Below are 16,920 nucleotides of genomic sequence, written 5' to 3'. Positions count from 1 at the left end.
TTCTCCTTCCCCATGTTGCCCTCTGTAAACTTATAAACCCAGCCCACAATAAACTCCGCAACTACCTGTTTTCCTTTCGGCACGGTCTTAAGTCCGCTTCCGAGCCAGATGCCCAAAACGGCCAGGATCACGGCAATCAGGATTCCAAACAATGTACTCTCTGTGATAAACAGCTTTCCCTCTCCGAAGCCAAGGATAATCCGGGCGCCGAGTTCTTCAACGTTTATCATTGATTTTTTACTCCTCCTATTCCATATACGATGAGAATAGACAGCGATAAGCCTATGATTCCGGCTGCAAACATTATAACAGCGGCTCTGCCGATCCGCATAGACACGTATACGGCTGCAATGTACAGCAGGTACCGGAAAAGAAATATCTGAACAGCAAAAATATTTCTGGTACCCAGTAGTCTGCATATTACTAACTTCAATAACAGGTAATTAGCAAACGCAGCTGCGGATCCCAGAAGCAGTCCTATCATGGCCGTATACTTGATTCCGCACAGTATACTGATAAACCCGGCCAGCAAAATATAAATAATATAGATAGCTGCTATTTTCCCGCTCTTATTTTCCTTCATTCTCATCGTCCCTTTCTAAAGGCTATATGCAGTTATCTTTCTTAATATAAACTCCTCACCTTCTCCCTTTATTTATTCTCTTTAGACGTCTAAATTATTATGAATGTATTCTAACATTTTGATTTTTGTAACAAGTAGTAAATTATGCTCACTTCATATCTAAGAATTTTGTTTAATTTTAATGTATAATTTTTTTCAAGCATACCAGTATTATCAAAATGTAACAACGTCCACAAAGTTTGATACCTTATATAATGGTAAACATGTTCAACCCTCTTATTAACAAAGAAAGTCCGTATCTGCCGAGAAATTGCAGGCCTGCATAATCGGCTGTTCTCAATGTATAACTGTGGTTAGTTTAATCATCCATTTCTTAATTTTATTTTATTTCTTTTTATTTGGTGAATCAATTCGATTTACGGTATAAATGATTCCATAATAGAATGATTCAGAGAAGTTAGAAATAGGTCGGAAACTCCTCTGCAAGTTCCGGCCTATTGGTCAAACAGTCGATGTGTACAGTCAGCAGGTGTACATCCTGCTGCTTTTTACGACGAAGTCCGTTATCTCCTTCTCTGCATTAGCTGATGACGGCCATGTTAAAATTTTTTCTGTTTCCAGCACTTCAGGAACGCGGATTTTTTTTCTCCCATATTGTGTAATACCTCCTCTTTTTTCTCATTCGAAAGTCCGGATTCTTTCTATGCGATAAACTATATCTTCAGTATAGTGCAAAACAATATATTTGAATATTGTGATATTTTCCTATCTTTTTTCAGTTAATTCGCCAACTTAGCCTAATTTATCTACTGTTTTTTTTAGCATAGCTATAAGGTGTAATTAAACGGCTTAACCTAGTCAAAAGCATTAGAAAACCCTTAAGAAAATCTATCTGTTATGATTTTTCCCAATCAAATTTTTTCCTTTAGAAGAAAATTCTCCTAAGCTTACAATGCGAATCCCGCTTTATTGTATATATCGTTCAACAAATATCTTACATCCCCTTTATTATTATACTTTTTTGCATGATAAAAACGCAATTCTCATTCGTTACCAGTGTTATTCCATAATAGAATTGCGTTTTTATCATTGTTTTTGTATAATAATTAACACAGAAAACTTTCTGATTTCTAAATGATTATTTCTATATTTCTTAAATTAATATAATTTAAAAATATCCTGTCAAATTTGTGCAAAGTATAACGCAAATCCCACATAAATCACGGAGGTGAAGTATGACCCTTTCACAGATAATGTATTTTCTTACAGTTGTAAAATGCAAAACCTTTACACTTGCAAGCGATGAATTGTACATATCCCAGTCTTCTTTATCCAAACAAATAAAAGCACTAGAACTGGAGCTTGGACATTCTCTTTTTATCAGAGAAGCCAAAGAAAACATTTTAACTCCAGAGGGGGAACGTTTTCTGGCATTTGCGGATAAGTTTTCCAAAGAATATTCTTCTATGATGTCAGACTTAAACAAAATGCATGACAATACGTCCAAGCATCCCCTGATTTTAGGCGTGCTTCCCATTATCAATGAATATAATCTGAACGATGATATTGTTTTCTTTCAAAAACTGATAGCTTCTTCCAATAGTTATGTGAACCTTCTCGAACGAGAACAGGATGTATTGCAGAATATGCTTCAGTTTCGACAGATCGATGCTGCCATCATCCGCACGGATTCTCTTGATTTGTCCATGTATGAATCTGTTCCTTTTATGTCTGAAGAGCTGGTGGTTATATATCCCGACTCTATGGAGCATTTAAATAAAGATTATGTTACGCCTGAGGAACTGGCGGAATACCCCATCATTTCCTTTGATAAGTCCTCTTCGCTGCACCGGACTATCAAGCAGTTATTCCAGACCAGAAACTTATATCCGAAGTTCTCTTATCTTTTCAAGCATCATGAGCAGATCCTGTCCATGGTAAATGCAAATTTTGGTCTGGCTGTCATCCCCGGCAACTTAGTGTCCGGTTTACCGTTTCCTAATATCAGAGTGACACATTTTGAAAAACCAGTTATTTCCAGAGTCTGTCTTGTATGTCCCAAAAGTGCACCAATGACTGAGCCTTTGAATCTGCTCTTTCAGTATTTTAAATCGCTTAATCACGAAGAGGACAGCGTATAATTTTCAGGCATCTGTTTAATCCTGACCACTATGGTGAGTTTACGTTTTTCTGCAGCGAATTGTCATTTAGGTAGTTCAATAATCTTATCCAGTTCCAGTCCATGAAATACCCCCTGAAACGTAAGATGCGTCAGCAGCTCGGCGAGATAAGAGGGGCTGTACTTCATACCGCCCTCCAGCCATTTACTTGTTATACCAATATGTGCAGAGATAATGTACTGGATGAGATATTCCTTTGGGAATGACAGATCATCATCGCTGAACCGGCTCAGGATCTCGGTATAAGTAATCCGGGCGCTCTCCTCCATCTTCTGTCGGAAAGAAGAAAGGCCATTGCTTCCCAGCATGACACGGAAAAATTCCGCGTTTTTTGATATGTAATCAAAATGTTTTACATAGTATTTACTGCTGTTTTTGGAATTCAAGCCGGATTCCCTGGCATAGGAATCCGGCTTTGTCTCTTTCCGAAGTTCAAAAAACATCTCTTCCACTATGGTATCTAAAAAATCCTGTTTATCTTCAAACTGAGTATAAAAAGTACTCCTTGCAACCTGTGCCTCTTCTACCAGGTCCTGGACGGTGATCTCATCTATTGTTTTCCTGTCCATCAGATGAATCAGAGCCTCAACCAGATACTGGCGGCTTCGTATTTTCCTGCGGTCTCCATATTCCTTCATGGATATCCCTCCTTGGCAGATTGATTTATAATTATTATAAATCCCGCTAAGCCATTTGTAAATGGGATATAGGTCACGAGCTTCAGACTTGTGAGCGGATGGGGAATACTTAATGACAGGGATACCGGAACGGACTATGAAAAGCACCTGTCCTGTTGGAAATGCTTTTAGCGGGCACTAGCCGCTGTTCCAAATTTCCCAGCTGTGAATCGGGTCAGGAAGGGGGTGATAACCGTTGTAAGTATCATAACAAGCGCTATCTGCGCGGTTGCTGTCTGCAGATAAGGAGCATGTTCCGGAACGGCCTGTGCGATCAGTGTGGGTGCTCCGATTGCAAGGCCTGCAACACAGCAGGCTGCCACAGAACCATATCCCGGCCGTCTCAAGATCCAGTGGTCTGTAAAGAATGACGGGATAATGCTTACCACATAAAATACAAGTGTAAGTATGAGTCCCTGGAGACCGGATCGGAATGCCGTTACAAGATCCACAGATATTCCAAAACAGAATCCCAAAAATGGAAGCATAATCATAGATCCTGGTGCCATTAGTTTACGGATATCCCCGTCCAGATTTCCAAGCAGGATTCCCAGAAGAAACGGTACGAGGAGTGCCACGAGCGCCATATAATCAAACGCGGCGCCGCTGGCAGCTCCCAGAATCAAAAGGGGAATAGTGGGCATACAGGCTACATTCCAAAGACCGAAGGCAGCATGGTCGATTTCATCTCCGTATGTTTTCGTAAGTGCAAGAAATACTCCAGGATTATTGCTGGAAAGGACGCATACAAAGGCCATGGTAGATATCCCTAAAATTCCTTTGGCCCCAAAATAGCGCATCAGAATCATTCCGACAGCAAACGCTGCCAATAACTTTATGACCAGCAGTGTTCCATGGCGCTTTAAGACCGCTCCAATCTGCCGGATGGGAAGCTGGCTTCCGATAATGAAAAGCAGCAGCCCTGCCAGGCACATGGTACCGGCAGATGAAAAAAGTGCGGTAGTTGCGCCCCCGATTTCGACGATTCCCGGAGCCCAGGTATGTATGACCGAAGCAATTAACAGGGGGCCGACCATAAGGCCTCCCGGAAACTTTTCCACGGTTTTTAAGATCTTCAAGATATCCCTCCTATCTTGAATTATTTATATCCGGCCTCTGTCTCAGATAACTGGTCTATCTGCCAGTTATCTGATTACAGGCGGCAGGTATGACGGTCAGATATCTAATTTAAGAAGCTCAACGGCATTATTCCTGCCGATGCGGATACGGTCTGCATAGCTGAGGGGCACATTATCAAACCATGTAGCCGCCTCGTCAAGACTTTCATATGGAGTATCCGATGAGAACATTACATGTGTATTGTCGCATTCCATCAGAGTGTCAAGAAATGCCCGTGTATGGAAATGGCCGCTTGTAGTCAGATATACGTTCTTTTCAAAATACTCGGTTATTGGCTTTTTATGAGCGCCACAAGGTTTCTGATTGTTCAGACGGTGCTGCACACGCGGAAGTCCAAATGGAAGTCCCTCTCCCAGATGTCCAAGAACCAGTTTCGCCGTAGGAAGTTCATCAAAGATGCCGCTGCATAACAGGCGTATTGCGTGCGTAGATGTCTCTGCGCCGAAGCCCCATGCAGAACCTAACAGGCCCTCATAACCCTGATATGCCCTCTGCTGGTTCGGAACCGGATCACGTGGATGAAGATAAAGCGGCACATCCAGCTCTGTAAGTTTCTTCCAGAAAACAAAGTTCTGCTTTTCGTCCAGATACTCTACATTATTTTTATCATTTTTCATCGTGTATCCATTGACCAATGCTCCAACGAATCCCAGTTCTTTTACACAGAATTCCAGTTCCTTGCAGGCAGCTTCCGGATCCTGCATAGCCACTGCTGCAAAAGCATTAAAGCGGTTTGGATATTTCTGTACATAATTCTCGTAGATCCAGATATTCATTTCATGAGCCCGTGCCACAGCTTCTTTTGTATCCAGGACTTCCTGGATTCCCGGCTGTGTCAGAGACATGATGAACATTTCAACCCCGTTCCGATCCATATCAGCAAGGCGGATTTCCGCAGAATGTAATCTTGCCTTAACTGCTTCAAAATAATCTTCTTTATTTCTGGCAGTCTCATTTTGAGGATCTCCTGTCGCTTCCCACTGAGGGGATTCATAGTGTTCTTCCAGAGCAATCTTACCGTGCATTATTTCCTGGCCATAAGGAGCAACATAGTCTTTTACATATTCTTTTCTGAACTCAAAACTCATATCAAATACCTCCTGAAATTTTTTAGGGAAATCTTTTGCGCGCCAGATTTCTTTTGTTTATGACCACATTATAGCAAGGGATTTTACGAATTACCAGCCTCAGAATCCCCGGCTTTGTAGGGATTCCTTCATTTCTTCCGGGACTGTCCGGGAAGGGTGTGATAACATACAGATTCCATGGTTTTGACCGGTGTCTGACCGTTTTGGTTTCCATTATTTATAAGCATATAAAGGACCTTACACCGCGCAGTTCATTGCCAAACGCCGTAAGGTCCCGTAAATATTTCCACTCTATATTTGCTCTTCATCATTGCTTCATTCGTCCACAACTTCATTTAATTAAGTTCCTGTTTAAACATTCTGCGGTAAGTAAGATTTTTGACGAAACTCCTCCTCGTATATCCTCACCGCCTCTTCTTCCGTAAGCTGAGACAGCCGTTCACAAAAATCAGAACTGCTGTTTTGCTCTATGTACCTCAGCATTTCAAATATTGCATTCTGCATACCAGCACCTCCTTTACTCTTCAGGGTTGGCTTTATTACTTTACCATTATAATTTTACCGCAAATAATACATTAAATATATTCTCTTAACGACTGTTTTATGGTAAAATATCGCCATAAGCAGATACCCCCGATTCATCAGGCATAAACTCAGACAACCGCCAGCCCGAACCATAAGGAGAAATCAGATGTTTCCTGAAGACTTAATATTTACATCTAATAAGCACGAAAAAATATTTGAAATGGAACCGGAATATCCCTACATTATAAGAAATGTCTATCCGCAGCGGGGAAAATCCCTGATCGCCCCCTGGCACTGGCATGAAGAACTGGAGCTTGTTTATGTTAAAAAAGGAGCTGTAACCTATAACACGCCGCAGATGAGCCTTCAGATCCAGGAAAAAGACGGTGTTTTCACAAACAGCAATGTCCTTCACGAATTTCTTTCCTGTAAGACCGATACCGAAATTGTCTATGAAGTACATATGTTTCGAAGAAATTTCCTCGCAGAAGAAGGCAGCCTTCTCGACAAGAAGTATATTGGTCCTTTGCTTCAGTCCAATGCGGCCTCATCAATCTCTTTATCTCAGTCTGAACCCATTCAGAAAGAGATTCTGGATCTTCTGCTTCGGCTTTCAGAATTAAAGCAAAGTAAAACTTTCGGATATGAAATGAAATCCAGAAATCTAATGTCAGATATCTGGCTGTATATGATAGATACCGTAGCTATATCTCCCGTTTCTGATTCCGCCGGCTCTTTTCTAAGGGAAAACCGGCTAAAAAAAATGCTCCTGTATATCCAGGAGCACTATATGGAAGAGATCTCGTTAAGTGATATTTCCGACTCAGCAAGCATCAGCGAACGCGAAGCCCTTCGATGTTTCCAGGAAGGACTGCATACGTCCCCCTTTGTATATCTGCGCGAATACCGTATCCAGACAGCGTGCAGCCTGCTGCAGAATACTGCAGACAGAATCACCGAAATCGCACTTAAGTGCGGTTTTGCTTCCAGCAGTTATTTTGGAAAAGTTTTTCGCGGACAAATGGGCTGCACACCGCTTGAATATCGTAATCGTTTACTGCAGTGATTCCAAGAATGTCACAGCCCTGCCGATCCAGCCATCTGCATCTGTCCCCCGGCCATCACCAAAACTATGCCCGCCTTTTTCTCCCAACTCAAGCCTGGCAGGTATGTGCCGTTCGTCCAGCAGTTCTTTTAAAAATATTGAATTTTCAACCGGGACAACAGAATCGTCCCGACAGTGGACGATGTAGGCCGGCGGATAGTTTTTTGTCATAAGATCCGGAACATCCAGAACCGAGGCATCAGCCAGTTCTCCCTCTCCGGCAAGCGTTTTCAGAAATTCCTCTCTGGATTCTTCAAACATAAGCCTGGAAGAGATCACCGCATACACCGGAAAGACTGCCTTTGGTTTTGGCAGATGATACTTTGCATATCCGTACTTTTCTGTACCCCAGAGGCTCGTCAGGTTGCCGCCTGCCGAGAAACCGCACACTACATATTCTTCTGTTTCCAGGCAAAACTGTTTTTTACAGGAACATATGTATCTGTATGCCGCCGCCAGATCGTCCAGCGGTTTAGGCATTACCCTTCGGCTGCCCACCCTGTAGTTGAGTATAAATACCGTATATCCCAGCTCATTCAGCTTCGCAGCCGGCGGGAACGCCTCCACCATGGAACACACACTGTGATACGCACCGCCTGCAATGACAATCATAAAAGGGGTGTTACCTGATTTCTTCGCCGGGAGATGCCAGATCTTCACTTCCTTTTTTTCCTCATCGTCCATGCATTCTTCTTCCGTGTACACATCATACATAACCTGCCCCTGCTGCGCCGCCTCGCATAACCTGCCTATGCCTGCTGCCATGCTCACAGCATTCCATGCAGGCACGATTTCCTGCAGATTTTCAAAAGTCAGCATCTCCGGATGCCGGCCATCTACCAGTTCTTTATACATCAGATATTTTGCATACTTTTTAACAGGCTCCAGATCCGCCGCCCTTGTCTTAATTGAAATACCTTCCATTGTTCTCCTTCCCCTGTGTCTATCCTTCTTATATTATCTATTCATCTTAAAACTTTTCCTATATTTCATACAGTATATCATACCGCAGCTGACGGCTGTAATCAAACTTAAAATAGAAAAACAATGTTTTATTTATTGATTCAGTCAAATCAATAACATAGTATTTGGTTCTATTTTTTTCCGCTTTATTTCAATCGCCATAAGACCCGGAAGATGATTCAGACATTTGAGGCGGAGTATGGACATTCTCAATAGAGTAAGGTATGATTTAACAGAGAACGTCAAAGATACAGACGGCCTGATAGAATAAACAAGAAAAGAGGCATAGATTATGGGCGAATTCACACATTTTGACGAACAGGGCAATGCAGTCATGGTAGATGTCAGTAAAAAGCAGGATACAGAACGGGAAGCAGCTGCGGGCGGTATGATCCAGATGTCCAGGGAATGCTATGAAAAGGTAAAGTCGGGCGGCATAAAAAAAGGGGATGTCCTGGGGGCCGCCAGAATAGCAGGTATTATGGGGACTAAGAAGACCCCCGAACTGATACCGCTGTGTCATATGTTAAATCTGACTAATGCAGAGCTTCAATTTACTCTTCATGACCACTGCTGTACAATAGAGGCGGTATGCACCGCAAAGACAACGGGTAAAACAGGCGTGGAAATGGAGGCTCTGACAGGGGTCAGCGTTGCGCTGCTTACAATATACGACATGTGCAAGGCAGTTGATAAAGGCATGGAGATCAGCGGGATTCGTCTGCTGAAAAAATCCGGCGGAAAGAGCGGGCCTTGGGAAGCCGACAAAGGAGTAAAATGATATGGCTGTTGAGATGAAATTCAAAAAAAAGCTGGGAACTTTTATGCTGGACATGCATCTGGAAAGCAACAGCCGCAGGATCGGTATACTGGGCGCCTCCGGGTGCGGTAAAAGTATGACATTGAAAAGCATTGCAGGAATTGTCACACCGGATGAAGGCCGGATTGCGATAGATCAGAAAGAAGTCTTTGATTCTGAAAATAAAGTAAACTGGAAGCCCCAGAAGCGGAATGTAGGGTACCTGTTCCAGAATTATGCCCTGTTCCCCACTATGACCGTGAAAGACAACATTTCCGCCGGGCTAAAAGGGACAAAAGCCGAAAAAGCAGACAGAGTGGAAGAGATGCTCCAAAAGTTCCAGTTGAACGGTCTGGGGGACCGGCTGCCAGGTGAACTCTCTGGCGGACAGCAGCAGAGAGTTGCTCTTGCAAGGATCATGGCATATGAGCCGGATATGATTCTTCTGGACGAACCCTTCTCCGCACTGGATGTGTTTCTTAAAGACAGGCTCCAGCAGGAGATGCTTGAGATACTGGCAGATTATGAAGGAACGGTTATTCTGGTATCCCACAGCAGAGATGAAATCTATCGGTTCAGTGAAGAATTGCTGATTATGGATGACGGCCGGATCGTCTGCTGCGGTAAGACAAAAGAGATCTTCGAAAACCCCCAGTGGAAAGAAGCCGCCCGGCTAACCGGCTGCAAAAATATTACGCAGATCCGCAGGCTGGGGCCCCACTCTCTTCAAGTTCCTGAATGGGGCATCGAACTGGAATTACAAAAGGAAGTTCCCGCGGATATTCAGTACATCGGAGTTCGTGCCCATGATTTCATACCGGTATGGGGAGATGCGGTGGAAAACTGCCTTCCTGTAGAGGTAAACAGCATAGCAGAACTGCAGTTTGAAAAGAAATATTTCCTGAAAGGTGCAGAAGACGGCGCGGAGGAGATCTGCTGGTTTGTGCAGAGAGACGACTGGAATATACTGGTTGAAAAGGGTATGCCGGATTATCTGCTGGTTCCGGAGAATAAGATACTGCTGCTGAAATAACCGGGATTTGCTGTTTCTGTCCGGTCCATATGAGGTACAGCCGCCCCGCGGTTTTTAATCCCGCCTGGCGGCTGTTCTTTGTTTTATCATTATTTTTCGGAAATCACTCTTTTTATAACGTTTGCTGCCAGCAGGCCGCTGAAGACAACTTTCCAGCTAATTCTTTTATTTTGCTTCGAAAATGACGGCGAACCAATTTATATAAAAGTTTTACGCATAAAATATAGAAAATATCATAAAATATATTGACAGCTCTCATGGAATATGGTATTTTATAAAAGTTGTTGGGAACAATAACATTCCATGGGGGATTAGCTCAGTTGGGAGAGCGCCTGCCTTGCAAGCAGGAGGTCACGAGTTCGAATCTCGTATTCTCCACTATCGCTCAGTGCTGAAGCATTGGGAGACAATTAAATAATAATCCTCGATAGCTCAGTGGTAGAGCATTCGGCTGTTAACCGAAGGGTCGTTGGTTCAAGCCCAACTCGGGGAGCTTGAAAAATCTTGTAAACTAAATGTTTTACAAGATTTTTTTGTTTTATAAAACTCAAATACAGATTAATTTAGACTACATTTCTGCCGGAACTGTTTTGCCGTGTAGATGCCTGACAGTTCCCTTCATATATTGGTCGATAATAATCTGCCTGCAGCAAACATTTGAAATACTTCGGTAATAATCTGCTGTCCTTTTGAATTTGGATGCGTCCCATCCTCGCATATGAGATCGGAGATCGATCCATGCTCGAGAAATGCAGAGCGGATATCAATCAGCGGTACCTGTTCTCTTGCAGCCAGTTCTTCTACCGTGGCAGAATAGCTGGCCTGATGGTCCGAGATATGGCTGATTGAGCCGAGCCATTTCATAACATTTTCCTTATTCAGATTCCGGCACCACCAGTTAAAGAAGCGCTGCGGTTCGAGCGGCGGCAGCGTCGTCAGAATGGGAAGAATCCCTCTTGCTTTTAATGTTTTTATCAAACCGGTATACTCCTCAACGAACTGTTCTAAAGGTGTATTCGGCAAAAATACTCCTTCCGGGTTCTCCGCTATTTCCGCCCATTTGTAATCACAGTCATTTCCTCCGAAATCCATGACAACAGCGTCACAATCCAGCCCTGTATCCAGCTTTTTTAAAAGAATGCTGGCGCCTTTCGTGACGGTGCAACCAAAACGGGAGTCATTTTTGATAGACAAGGCATATCTGCGGCTTAACATATCGAAATCGATGTCATTTATTGTCTGATATTTCTTGCTGACCGGATTTACCTGAATACCTTTCAGGATAGAATCTCCTAGAACTTCTATATTTTTGATATTTTTCATTATATTACCTTCCTTCAATACGCAACGTAGTTTTGATAACTACATTATAGATTTATAATAACCTCGTGTCAAGGTGCTTTTAATAAAAAGAGCATCCGAAAATCCCCGCTGGTAAATAAGTAAAATTTCGTAAGAAAAAAATCCCCTGTGTCCGTATATCGATTGCCCTGACAGGCAAGGGCCGGGAATTCTCGACGCAAACAACTATAGGAACAACATGACCGCACCTGGAACTGTCAATACTGTATTTAATCTCCTTATCTGCAGAACTTTTTTGTTTGCGTTTAACCGCGCTGTGATATACTGAGAATATAACCAGCAGTTTTTAATATCCTGACAGACAAGGAGGGAGTATTATGAGCAGTGCAGCAGAACAGTTAACAGTATTAAGGGAAATACTAACAGAAGATTTTGAAGTGAAAGATGCCGGCAGACGGGGCGGAGGCAATACTGCATTATTTGAGGTAACATTTATTGAAGGGGTATCTATACCAAAGGATCTTACAGTTATAATCAATTTTGATGATGGTAAAAAGCTGATCTGGTCAGACCCCAAATCCCTCTCATATACATCCGAACGTATTGACACACGTTTTAAAGGGAATCTCAATGTATTTGTGATGAGGGGTAAGAAGGTACTCCGGCAAATACATAAAACATTCAATCAGGACACATTTGCAAAGAAGGCCAATACATACAGCCTTCGCAGAATACTGGAAACAGTGAGAAAAGACGGCCTGTAAGATAAATACATACTTCAGGCCATGTATTACAGGAGGCTGTACATGAATTATACAATACGTGAAATAGAAGAATCCGAGTACCCTTTATTAGATGTTTTTTTATATGAAGCAATATTTATTCCCGATGGCACAGAAGCTCCTCCAAAATCCGTCATTGCTTCCCCTGACCTTCAGGTTTACATCTCCGGTTTCGGCGAAGAGAAAGAGGACAGATGCCTGGTGGCAGACGCCTGTGGAAAAGTAGCAGGGGCCGTTTGGACGCGTGTTATGAATGATTATGGGCATATCGATGACGATACACCGTCATTAGCGATCTCGGTTTATAAAGAGTATCGGGGGATGGGCATCGGAACCGATCTGATGAAAAGTATGTGTTCCCTTCTGCAGAATAATGGCATAGGGCAGGTCTCCCTGTCTGTTCAGAAGGCGAATTATGCCGCTAAAATGTATCAGGATCTGGGTTTTCAGGTAGTAAAGGAAAACGGGGAAGAGTATATCATGGTAAAATATTTATAGCAAAATTTCTGTGCGTCAGAAGTCCCCTTAAACAGACTTCTGCCGCACATGATAAAAGGGTGGCATAAAACAACTGTCTCTCAGTTAATTTATGCCGCCCTTTATTATATTAATTTACCAAAAAATTGCGTTGCATCTATGTTAAAACTTCAGAAGCTTCTGAAGCAGAATATTTTTATCATACAAGAACGACAGTATTGCACTGTCCTCAATCAAGTCAAAACACATTCTGCCGACTGGCGTAGAATATACCAGCGTCAGAATAAGGAACGCAAACCATACAATCAGGAGCGCTACAAAAACACCCGCCAGTGCGCCCGCAAAACGGTTGATCAGGCCCAGGACAGGAAGTTCCCCGATGATATCCACAGCGGCCATCAGTGCCCTTACAATAATGATAGCAAGCAGGAATGTCACCAGGAATGATATGATTTTTATTACCATTCTGGATATATAGGTAGCCACGTACTCCGGAAAGCTGAGTACGTTCAGCTCGCTGTATATCTCTGAGTTATTATTTTCAAGAATAATATTTTTCATAAATGATGGCAGCGTCGAGTTCTCGATCTGCTTTATCTGCGCATCTTTTGGGATCTCTCCGATCACATCAAGAACATCCTGCGCCGTAATTCCCAGACGCTCCCAGTCCAGCTCTTTCAGATTCGCCAGATCGTCCTGACTCAGCCCGGAAAGGGGCGTGCCGCTCAGATCAACTTTTGACAGCTCTTCTGCAGAAATCTCCGGCATGAATGCCTCTGTACATTTTGTCTCTATCATTTCTGAAATTGGCGTATACTTGGTCAGTGCCTGTGCCACGTAAGGATTCAGCACGATCATCAGCACGATTGTCAGCACCGCAGAGAGGAGCGAGAGCCCTATCCGGAAAAAGCCTCTTAAATATCCCACTGCCATGCATATTAAAAATACAACGCCAACCATTATTAATAACCAGTTATCCATATCTTCTCCTATTTCACCAGATAAACCACTCTCAGCTCATCGGCGCTCATCACCAGGTATCTGTTTATCCCCCGTGCAGGGATGACTTCCAATGCATTCGTCTGCAGGTCCCCTTTGAACCGCATGATCCCGTTATTTGTAATAATACAGCACTTGGTACCATCATACATGATGATCTCGTCCTTGTGCATCTTGACATTGCTGTATTCTCCGGTAAATGCCTTATTCATGACCTGTTTGCCTGACTTGTTATACAGGCGGGCTTCGTACCCTGATTTGTTTTTGTTTAAAAGTACAAAGCCAATATATTTGTCTGTATGAAATACACTTTTGATTTCCTGATTGATTTCCACTTCTTTTTTCTTCTGAGGCGTGTCCTTTCCTTCATATATGATAAAGGAACTGTCACTGACCGCAACCGATGTTGTGTCATCCATAAAGTATACTTCCGGGACAATACTCCCGCCGTACTCCTCCATGCTTACCTCATGATCCGTTTTGTCTTTGCCCGCCTCACCAAAATTATAATAGGCAACCCGGGACTTCATGGCTCCGTCTTTGGTGGACAGATAGGAAACTGCAAGTGTCATACCGTCCCTCGATATGTCAAGAGCCAGCGGATACCCCGTACTGTTCATGGTGGCCTGATGTTCTACGAGAATATTTCCCGTCGCATCGTATGTTACGATCATCGGGGAGCCTTCATTTTTCAGGATTGTACTTACAATTCCCTGGCTGGAAACCGACATTTTTTCGATTGGGAGCGTCGTTTCCATCTCGCCCTTCAGGCCCTCCTCCGTAAATACCAATATGGAGTTGCCTCCGCTGTCTGCTACGGCAAATGTTTCTTCGTTGACATCGATCACCGGATTCTTCATCTGACATGGCTGAATCCACTGCTCTTCATTTTTTCTGTTCAAATATACGATACCATCCCGGCTGTAGCGCACGATCCCATCGGCAAACTGAGCATACCGGTTGGTATCCGAAGTTTCGTCTTCGTAGGATGCTGCTTTATGTACGCTTGTGTAGGACTGATTCTTTACAAGCAGGTATGACCCGCTTACAATCATGATGATCAGCAGCGCGGCGATACTCCATCGTTTTACCGCATCTTTCCTGTGCCGCTTTGCTGACTGTTTTATCTTCTCCAAATCGACTGGGCCGGCCAGTTTCAAATGTGGATTTTTCTTTTGCGTCATTTCTATCCCCTTATTGCGTTCTTTAGTCTTACCAAAAGATTATAACATCATTTTATGGTAATAGCAATTTCTGACCTACGTAAATCAGGTTCCCATCCGTGAGGCCATTCATTTTGCAGATCGCATCCACATGGGATACATCGCCATATGTTTTCCGGCTTATAATCGCCAGCGTATCACCCTGTTCCACGATATATACACCGTCGCTTCCGTTGGCACCCGAGTCTGTTTTTGCCGCATCGGCATCCTGACCGCCACCGTCAGTATCCTGCGGCTGATCCGAATCGGCGGGAGCCTGTCCTTCCTCTTCTTTCTGCCCGGTATCCCCCTGGGCATCTTTTTGGCTGCCCTCCTGCTGTAACTGTTCTCCCGATGGTTCATTGGTAACGGCGGTTACATTCCCGCTGGTCTCCTTCGCCTCCACCGACTGCTTGTCCGTAGATGCGGAACTCGAGAGATTGTTCAGAGTGGTCTGTACCGATTTCATCTTATCGAAGTTGTTGAGCGTGGTAACGCCCATGATGATGACAATAAGCACCAGACACGCGCTGACCGCATACATCACGTGGTTGCTTCTTTTCTGGTGTTGTTGCTCCTCGCGGGTTCTAACAAGACTACGAAAGTCCTTTGCAGCTCTATCCTCAACAGTTTCCGAGGGACTCACCCCATTCTTCTTTCTAGTCGAGATCATATAGTTCTGCATACACGGGTTTTTCTCATAATATGTATAGTGCCCGCCTATTTCCATCAGATCATTGTACTTCAGTGCAAAGAACACCTCGTCCTTTTCCACAGGATCTTTCATAATAAACACTGTATTCTTCTTGGGGAACGACTTTTTGTGAAGCTTCACCGTACTGTGTTCCGGTGTCAGCGGCACGCCCTGGTGCGCAACAAACCAGCCCAGCATCTCCCCATCTTCAAAATATTGTTTACAGTCTTCGTATGCTTTCTTCCATGTATCATCCTCTATTACATAGTCGCTGCCCGATAATTTTAAATCGTGCATCTGGATCGCTCCATATATGTATACATACTCCTCATCTTCTGTTTTCTGTATATCTCCTACAAGGAATGCACCGACCGGTCCTTCCCCCCCTTTTTCGCATAACTGGGCGAAAAATGTATCTACATAATCTTCTACATAAATCTTCGGGCTGTCACTGACATTCCCGATTTGACGCACGTTTTTAGGAATTTGTCTCTCCATTACACTCACCTCTGAATAAAATTTTTCATAAGCATAGCATAACGAAAAGGCTGAATTTATCGGTTGGTGTCAGGTGCGTTCGACAAAAATACTGCGGCGGGGTCTGCGGAGGGGTCAGACCCCTTTGCACTCCGTTTTCAGAATATTCTCAATTTTTCGCTCCGAAAGTCCTGTTGCATCCTTACATTCCATTAAAAAACTCTCTTTTATTTTCCCAATTGTTAATACTGTTTGAACATCTTCAATTTGATTTTCGAACATGTATTTCTCAACTAATATTCTAACCCGTTCAGAGTTGTGAATCCTCTCATCTTCAACGGTATCGAGAAATGATTTCTGTTCGAACTGACGATGAAATCCCCAGAAGTCTTCTATATTATGAAAACGGGTTTTCAGCATGTGATATGAGGCTTCGTCTATCAACTCCCGAGTTTCTGAGTAATATTCTGACGCACTGCTGAATCCATAGTCAAAAGGCCGTGTGACAAGGTTGATTTTGACCGGATTATTGTGGATATAACGCAGACAGCACCAGTAATATTCTTCTGTCTCTACGCAGTCACTGTAGTAACGACCCTGGAATACGTGGCCGGTTCTGTCGTATCTGGCATTATAATACTCAGCATATGTCGAATTGATGCGCTGCATGAACCTAGGCAGGACGTCATACCCGGCTTTTAACATGATGTGTACATGATTAATCATTATACAGTAGGCATACATTTCAGTCGTATAGTATGTTTGCCCCTTTTTCAAAATATTCATAAAAGCTATTTTGTCGCTGTTCTTTTCAAATATCTTCTCTTTGTTATTGCCGCGGACTATAATGTGGTAAACTTCGGTCCCGCTCTCTCTTCTGTTTTTTCTTGGCAT

17 protein-coding genes, 2 tRNA genes and 1 pseudogene are annotated in these 16,920 nt (G+C 43.3%); 8 read left to right on the top strand and 12 right to left on the bottom strand.

The genetic code is table 11. The annotated features are described in order from the left end of the window. A pseudogene (locus tag HMPREF0240_RS20140) lies at positions 1 to 230 on the bottom strand (F0F1 ATP synthase subunit A); the annotation flags it as partial. Beyond that, positions 227 to 583 carry a hypothetical protein gene (locus tag HMPREF0240_RS20135; RefSeq protein ID WP_035314324.1) on the bottom strand — a complete coding sequence of 119 codons (357 nt, stop codon included), beginning with the start codon at positions 581 to 583 and terminating at the stop codon, positions 227 to 229. The gene HMPREF0240_RS20135 and the pseudogene HMPREF0240_RS20140, both read right to left, overlap by 4 nt. A 1,235-nt stretch (positions 584 to 1,818) precedes the next feature. On the opposite strand from HMPREF0240_RS20135, the gene HMPREF0240_RS23605 reads away from it, so the two are divergent. After that, complete coding sequence (locus HMPREF0240_RS23605; RefSeq protein ID WP_009005247.1) at positions 1,819 to 2,724, top strand: LysR family transcriptional regulator; 906 nt, start codon at positions 1,819 to 1,821, stop codon at positions 2,722 to 2,724. A gap of 62 nt (positions 2,725 to 2,786) precedes the next feature. On the opposite strand, the gene HMPREF0240_RS20125 is transcribed toward HMPREF0240_RS23605, so the two are convergent. From HMPREF0240_RS20125 to HMPREF0240_RS24520, 4 genes are all read right to left on the bottom strand, one after another. After that, positions 2,787 to 3,401, bottom strand: a complete 615-nt coding sequence (locus tag HMPREF0240_RS20125) for a TetR/AcrR family transcriptional regulator (RefSeq protein WP_009005246.1) — start codon at positions 3,399 to 3,401, stop codon at positions 2,787 to 2,789. 167 nt (positions 3,402 to 3,568) lie between these two features. Continuing rightward, entirely contained in the window at positions 3,569 to 4,519 is a 951-nt protein-coding gene (locus HMPREF0240_RS20120) for a 2-keto-3-deoxygluconate permease (protein ID WP_009005245.1), read from the bottom strand. Positions 4,520 to 4,615: 96 nt separating this feature from the next. Then, positions 4,616 to 5,668, bottom strand: coding sequence for an amidohydrolase family protein (locus HMPREF0240_RS20115; RefSeq protein ID WP_198137830.1), 1,053 nt, complete (start codon positions 5,666 to 5,668; stop codon positions 4,616 to 4,618). A 351-nt stretch (positions 5,669 to 6,019) separates the two neighbouring features. Then, a complete protein-coding gene (locus tag HMPREF0240_RS24520; RefSeq protein WP_009005243.1) occupies positions 6,020 to 6,172 on the bottom strand; it encodes a hypothetical protein in 153 nt (50 codons plus the stop codon). A gap of 187 nt (positions 6,173 to 6,359) precedes the next feature. On the opposite strand from HMPREF0240_RS24520, the gene HMPREF0240_RS20110 reads away from it, so the two are divergent. Then, positions 6,360 to 7,259: an AraC family transcriptional regulator gene (locus HMPREF0240_RS20110; protein ID WP_009005242.1), complete on the top strand. Its 900-nt coding sequence runs from the start codon at positions 6,360 to 6,362 to the stop codon at positions 7,257 to 7,259. On the opposite strand, the gene HMPREF0240_RS20105 is transcribed toward HMPREF0240_RS20110, so the two are convergent. Continuing rightward, a complete protein-coding gene (locus HMPREF0240_RS20105; RefSeq protein ID WP_009005241.1) occupies positions 7,248 to 8,222 on the bottom strand; it encodes an alpha/beta hydrolase in 975 nt (324 codons plus the stop codon). The genes HMPREF0240_RS20110 and HMPREF0240_RS20105 overlap by 12 nt on opposite strands. 331 nt (positions 8,223 to 8,553) lie before the next feature. On the opposite strand from HMPREF0240_RS20105, the gene moaC reads away from it, so the two are divergent. The 4 genes from moaC (at position 8,554) to HMPREF0240_RS20085 (ending at position 10,586) form a co-directional block, all read left to right on the top strand. Next, positions 8,554 to 9,042 carry a cyclic pyranopterin monophosphate synthase MoaC gene (gene moaC, locus HMPREF0240_RS20100; protein WP_009005240.1) on the top strand — a complete coding sequence of 163 codons (489 nt, stop codon included), beginning with the start codon at positions 8,554 to 8,556 and terminating at the stop codon, positions 9,040 to 9,042. 1 nt (position 9,043) lies between these two features. Further along, positions 9,044 to 10,093, top strand: coding sequence for an ATP-binding cassette domain-containing protein (locus HMPREF0240_RS20095; RefSeq protein WP_009005239.1), 1,050 nt, complete (start codon positions 9,044 to 9,046; stop codon positions 10,091 to 10,093). A gap of 305 nt (positions 10,094 to 10,398) precedes the next feature. Then, positions 10,399 to 10,471, top strand: a tRNA-Ala gene (locus HMPREF0240_RS20090). A 43-nt stretch (positions 10,472 to 10,514) separates the two neighbouring features. Beyond that, a tRNA-Asn gene (locus HMPREF0240_RS20085) sits at positions 10,515 to 10,586 on the top strand. 125 nt (positions 10,587 to 10,711) lie between these two features. Here HMPREF0240_RS20085 and HMPREF0240_RS20080 read toward each other — a convergent pair. Beyond that, complete coding sequence (locus HMPREF0240_RS20080) at positions 10,712 to 11,416, bottom strand: SGNH/GDSL hydrolase family protein (RefSeq protein ID WP_009005238.1); 705 nt, start codon at positions 11,414 to 11,416, stop codon at positions 10,712 to 10,714. Positions 11,417 to 11,772: 356 nt separating this feature from the next. Between HMPREF0240_RS20080 and HMPREF0240_RS20075 the strand changes: the two genes are divergently transcribed. Both HMPREF0240_RS20075 and HMPREF0240_RS20070 read left to right on the top strand, forming a co-directional pair. Further along, a complete protein-coding gene (locus HMPREF0240_RS20075) occupies positions 11,773 to 12,159 on the top strand; it encodes a hypothetical protein (protein ID WP_009005237.1) in 387 nt (128 codons plus the stop codon). A gap of 42 nt (positions 12,160 to 12,201) precedes the next feature. After that, positions 12,202 to 12,675: an N-acetyltransferase gene (locus tag HMPREF0240_RS20070; RefSeq protein WP_009005236.1), complete on the top strand. Its 474-nt coding sequence runs from the start codon at positions 12,202 to 12,204 to the stop codon at positions 12,673 to 12,675. Positions 12,676 to 12,816: 141 nt separating this feature from the next. On the opposite strand, the gene HMPREF0240_RS20065 is transcribed toward HMPREF0240_RS20070, so the two are convergent. From HMPREF0240_RS20065 to HMPREF0240_RS20050, 4 genes are all read right to left on the bottom strand, one after another. Beyond that, complete coding sequence (locus tag HMPREF0240_RS20065) at positions 12,817 to 13,635, bottom strand: CvpA family protein (RefSeq protein WP_009005235.1); 819 nt, start codon at positions 13,633 to 13,635, stop codon at positions 12,817 to 12,819. 8 nt (positions 13,636 to 13,643) lie between these two features. Further along, positions 13,644 to 14,837 (bottom strand): DUF5711 family protein, encoded by a 1,194-nt coding sequence (locus HMPREF0240_RS20060; RefSeq protein ID WP_009005234.1) that lies wholly within the window; start codon positions 14,835 to 14,837, stop codon positions 13,644 to 13,646. A gap of 52 nt (positions 14,838 to 14,889) precedes the next feature. After that, positions 14,890 to 16,047 (bottom strand): LysM peptidoglycan-binding domain-containing protein, encoded by a 1,158-nt coding sequence (locus HMPREF0240_RS20055; protein ID WP_035314321.1) that lies wholly within the window; start codon positions 16,045 to 16,047, stop codon positions 14,890 to 14,892. 114 nt (positions 16,048 to 16,161) lie between these two features. Beyond that, positions 16,162 to 16,920, bottom strand: a complete 759-nt coding sequence (locus tag HMPREF0240_RS20050; RefSeq protein ID WP_009005232.1) for a transposase — start codon at positions 16,918 to 16,920, stop codon at positions 16,162 to 16,164.

Source organism: Clostridium sp. D5 (assembly GCF_000190355.1).
GTDB lineage: Bacteria > Bacillota > Clostridia > Lachnospirales > Lachnospiraceae > Faecalicatena > Faecalicatena fissicatena_A.
Note: the sequence above shows the minus strand (reverse complement) of the source record. Positions and strands in the feature narration are given on the sequence as shown.

Bases quoted from the DNA above. Each gene is read 5' to 3' on its own strand.
- HMPREF0240_RS20055 (WP_035314321.1), bottom strand. From the start codon at position 16,047: ATGGAGAGACAAATTCCTAAAAACGTGCGTCAAATCGGGAATGTCAGT.
- HMPREF0240_RS24520 (WP_009005243.1), bottom strand. From the start codon at position 6,172: ATGCAGAATGCAATATTTGAAATGCTGAGGTACATAGAGCAAAACAGC.
- HMPREF0240_RS20075 (WP_009005237.1), top strand. From the start codon at position 11,773: ATGAGCAGTGCAGCAGAACAGTTAACAGTATTAAGGGAAATACTAACA.
- HMPREF0240_RS20070 (WP_009005236.1), top strand. From the start codon at position 12,202: ATGAATTATACAATACGTGAAATAGAAGAATCCGAGTACCCTTTATTA.
- HMPREF0240_RS20065 (WP_009005235.1), bottom strand. From the start codon at position 13,635: ATGGATAACTGGTTATTAATAATGGTTGGCGTTGTATTTTTAATATGC.
- HMPREF0240_RS20105 (WP_009005241.1), bottom strand. From the start codon at position 8,222: ATGGAAGGTATTTCAATTAAGACAAGGGCGGCGGATCTGGAGCCTGTT.
- HMPREF0240_RS20060 (WP_009005234.1), bottom strand. From the start codon at position 14,837: ATGACGCAAAAGAAAAATCCACATTTGAAACTGGCCGGCCCAGTCGAT.
- moaC (WP_009005240.1), top strand. From the start codon at position 8,554: ATGGGCGAATTCACACATTTTGACGAACAGGGCAATGCAGTCATGGTA.
- HMPREF0240_RS20050 (WP_009005232.1), bottom strand. From the start codon at position 16,920: ATGCCAAGAAAAAACAGAAGAGAGAGCGGGACCGAAGTTTACCACATT.
- HMPREF0240_RS20110 (WP_009005242.1), top strand. From the start codon at position 6,360: ATGTTTCCTGAAGACTTAATATTTACATCTAATAAGCACGAAAAAATA.
- HMPREF0240_RS20095 (WP_009005239.1), top strand. From the start codon at position 9,044: ATGGCTGTTGAGATGAAATTCAAAAAAAAGCTGGGAACTTTTATGCTG.
- HMPREF0240_RS20080 (WP_009005238.1), bottom strand. From the start codon at position 11,416: ATGAAAAATATCAAAAATATAGAAGTTCTAGGAGATTCTATCCTGAAA.
- HMPREF0240_RS20125 (WP_009005246.1), bottom strand. From the start codon at position 3,401: ATGAAGGAATATGGAGACCGCAGGAAAATACGAAGCCGCCAGTATCTG.
- HMPREF0240_RS20115 (WP_198137830.1), bottom strand. From the start codon at position 5,668: ATGAGTTTTGAGTTCAGAAAAGAATATGTAAAAGACTATGTTGCTCCT.
- HMPREF0240_RS20135 (WP_035314324.1), bottom strand. From the start codon at position 583: ATGAAGGAAAATAAGAGCGGGAAAATAGCAGCTATCTATATTATTTAT.
- HMPREF0240_RS23605 (WP_009005247.1), top strand. From the start codon at position 1,819: ATGACCCTTTCACAGATAATGTATTTTCTTACAGTTGTAAAATGCAAA.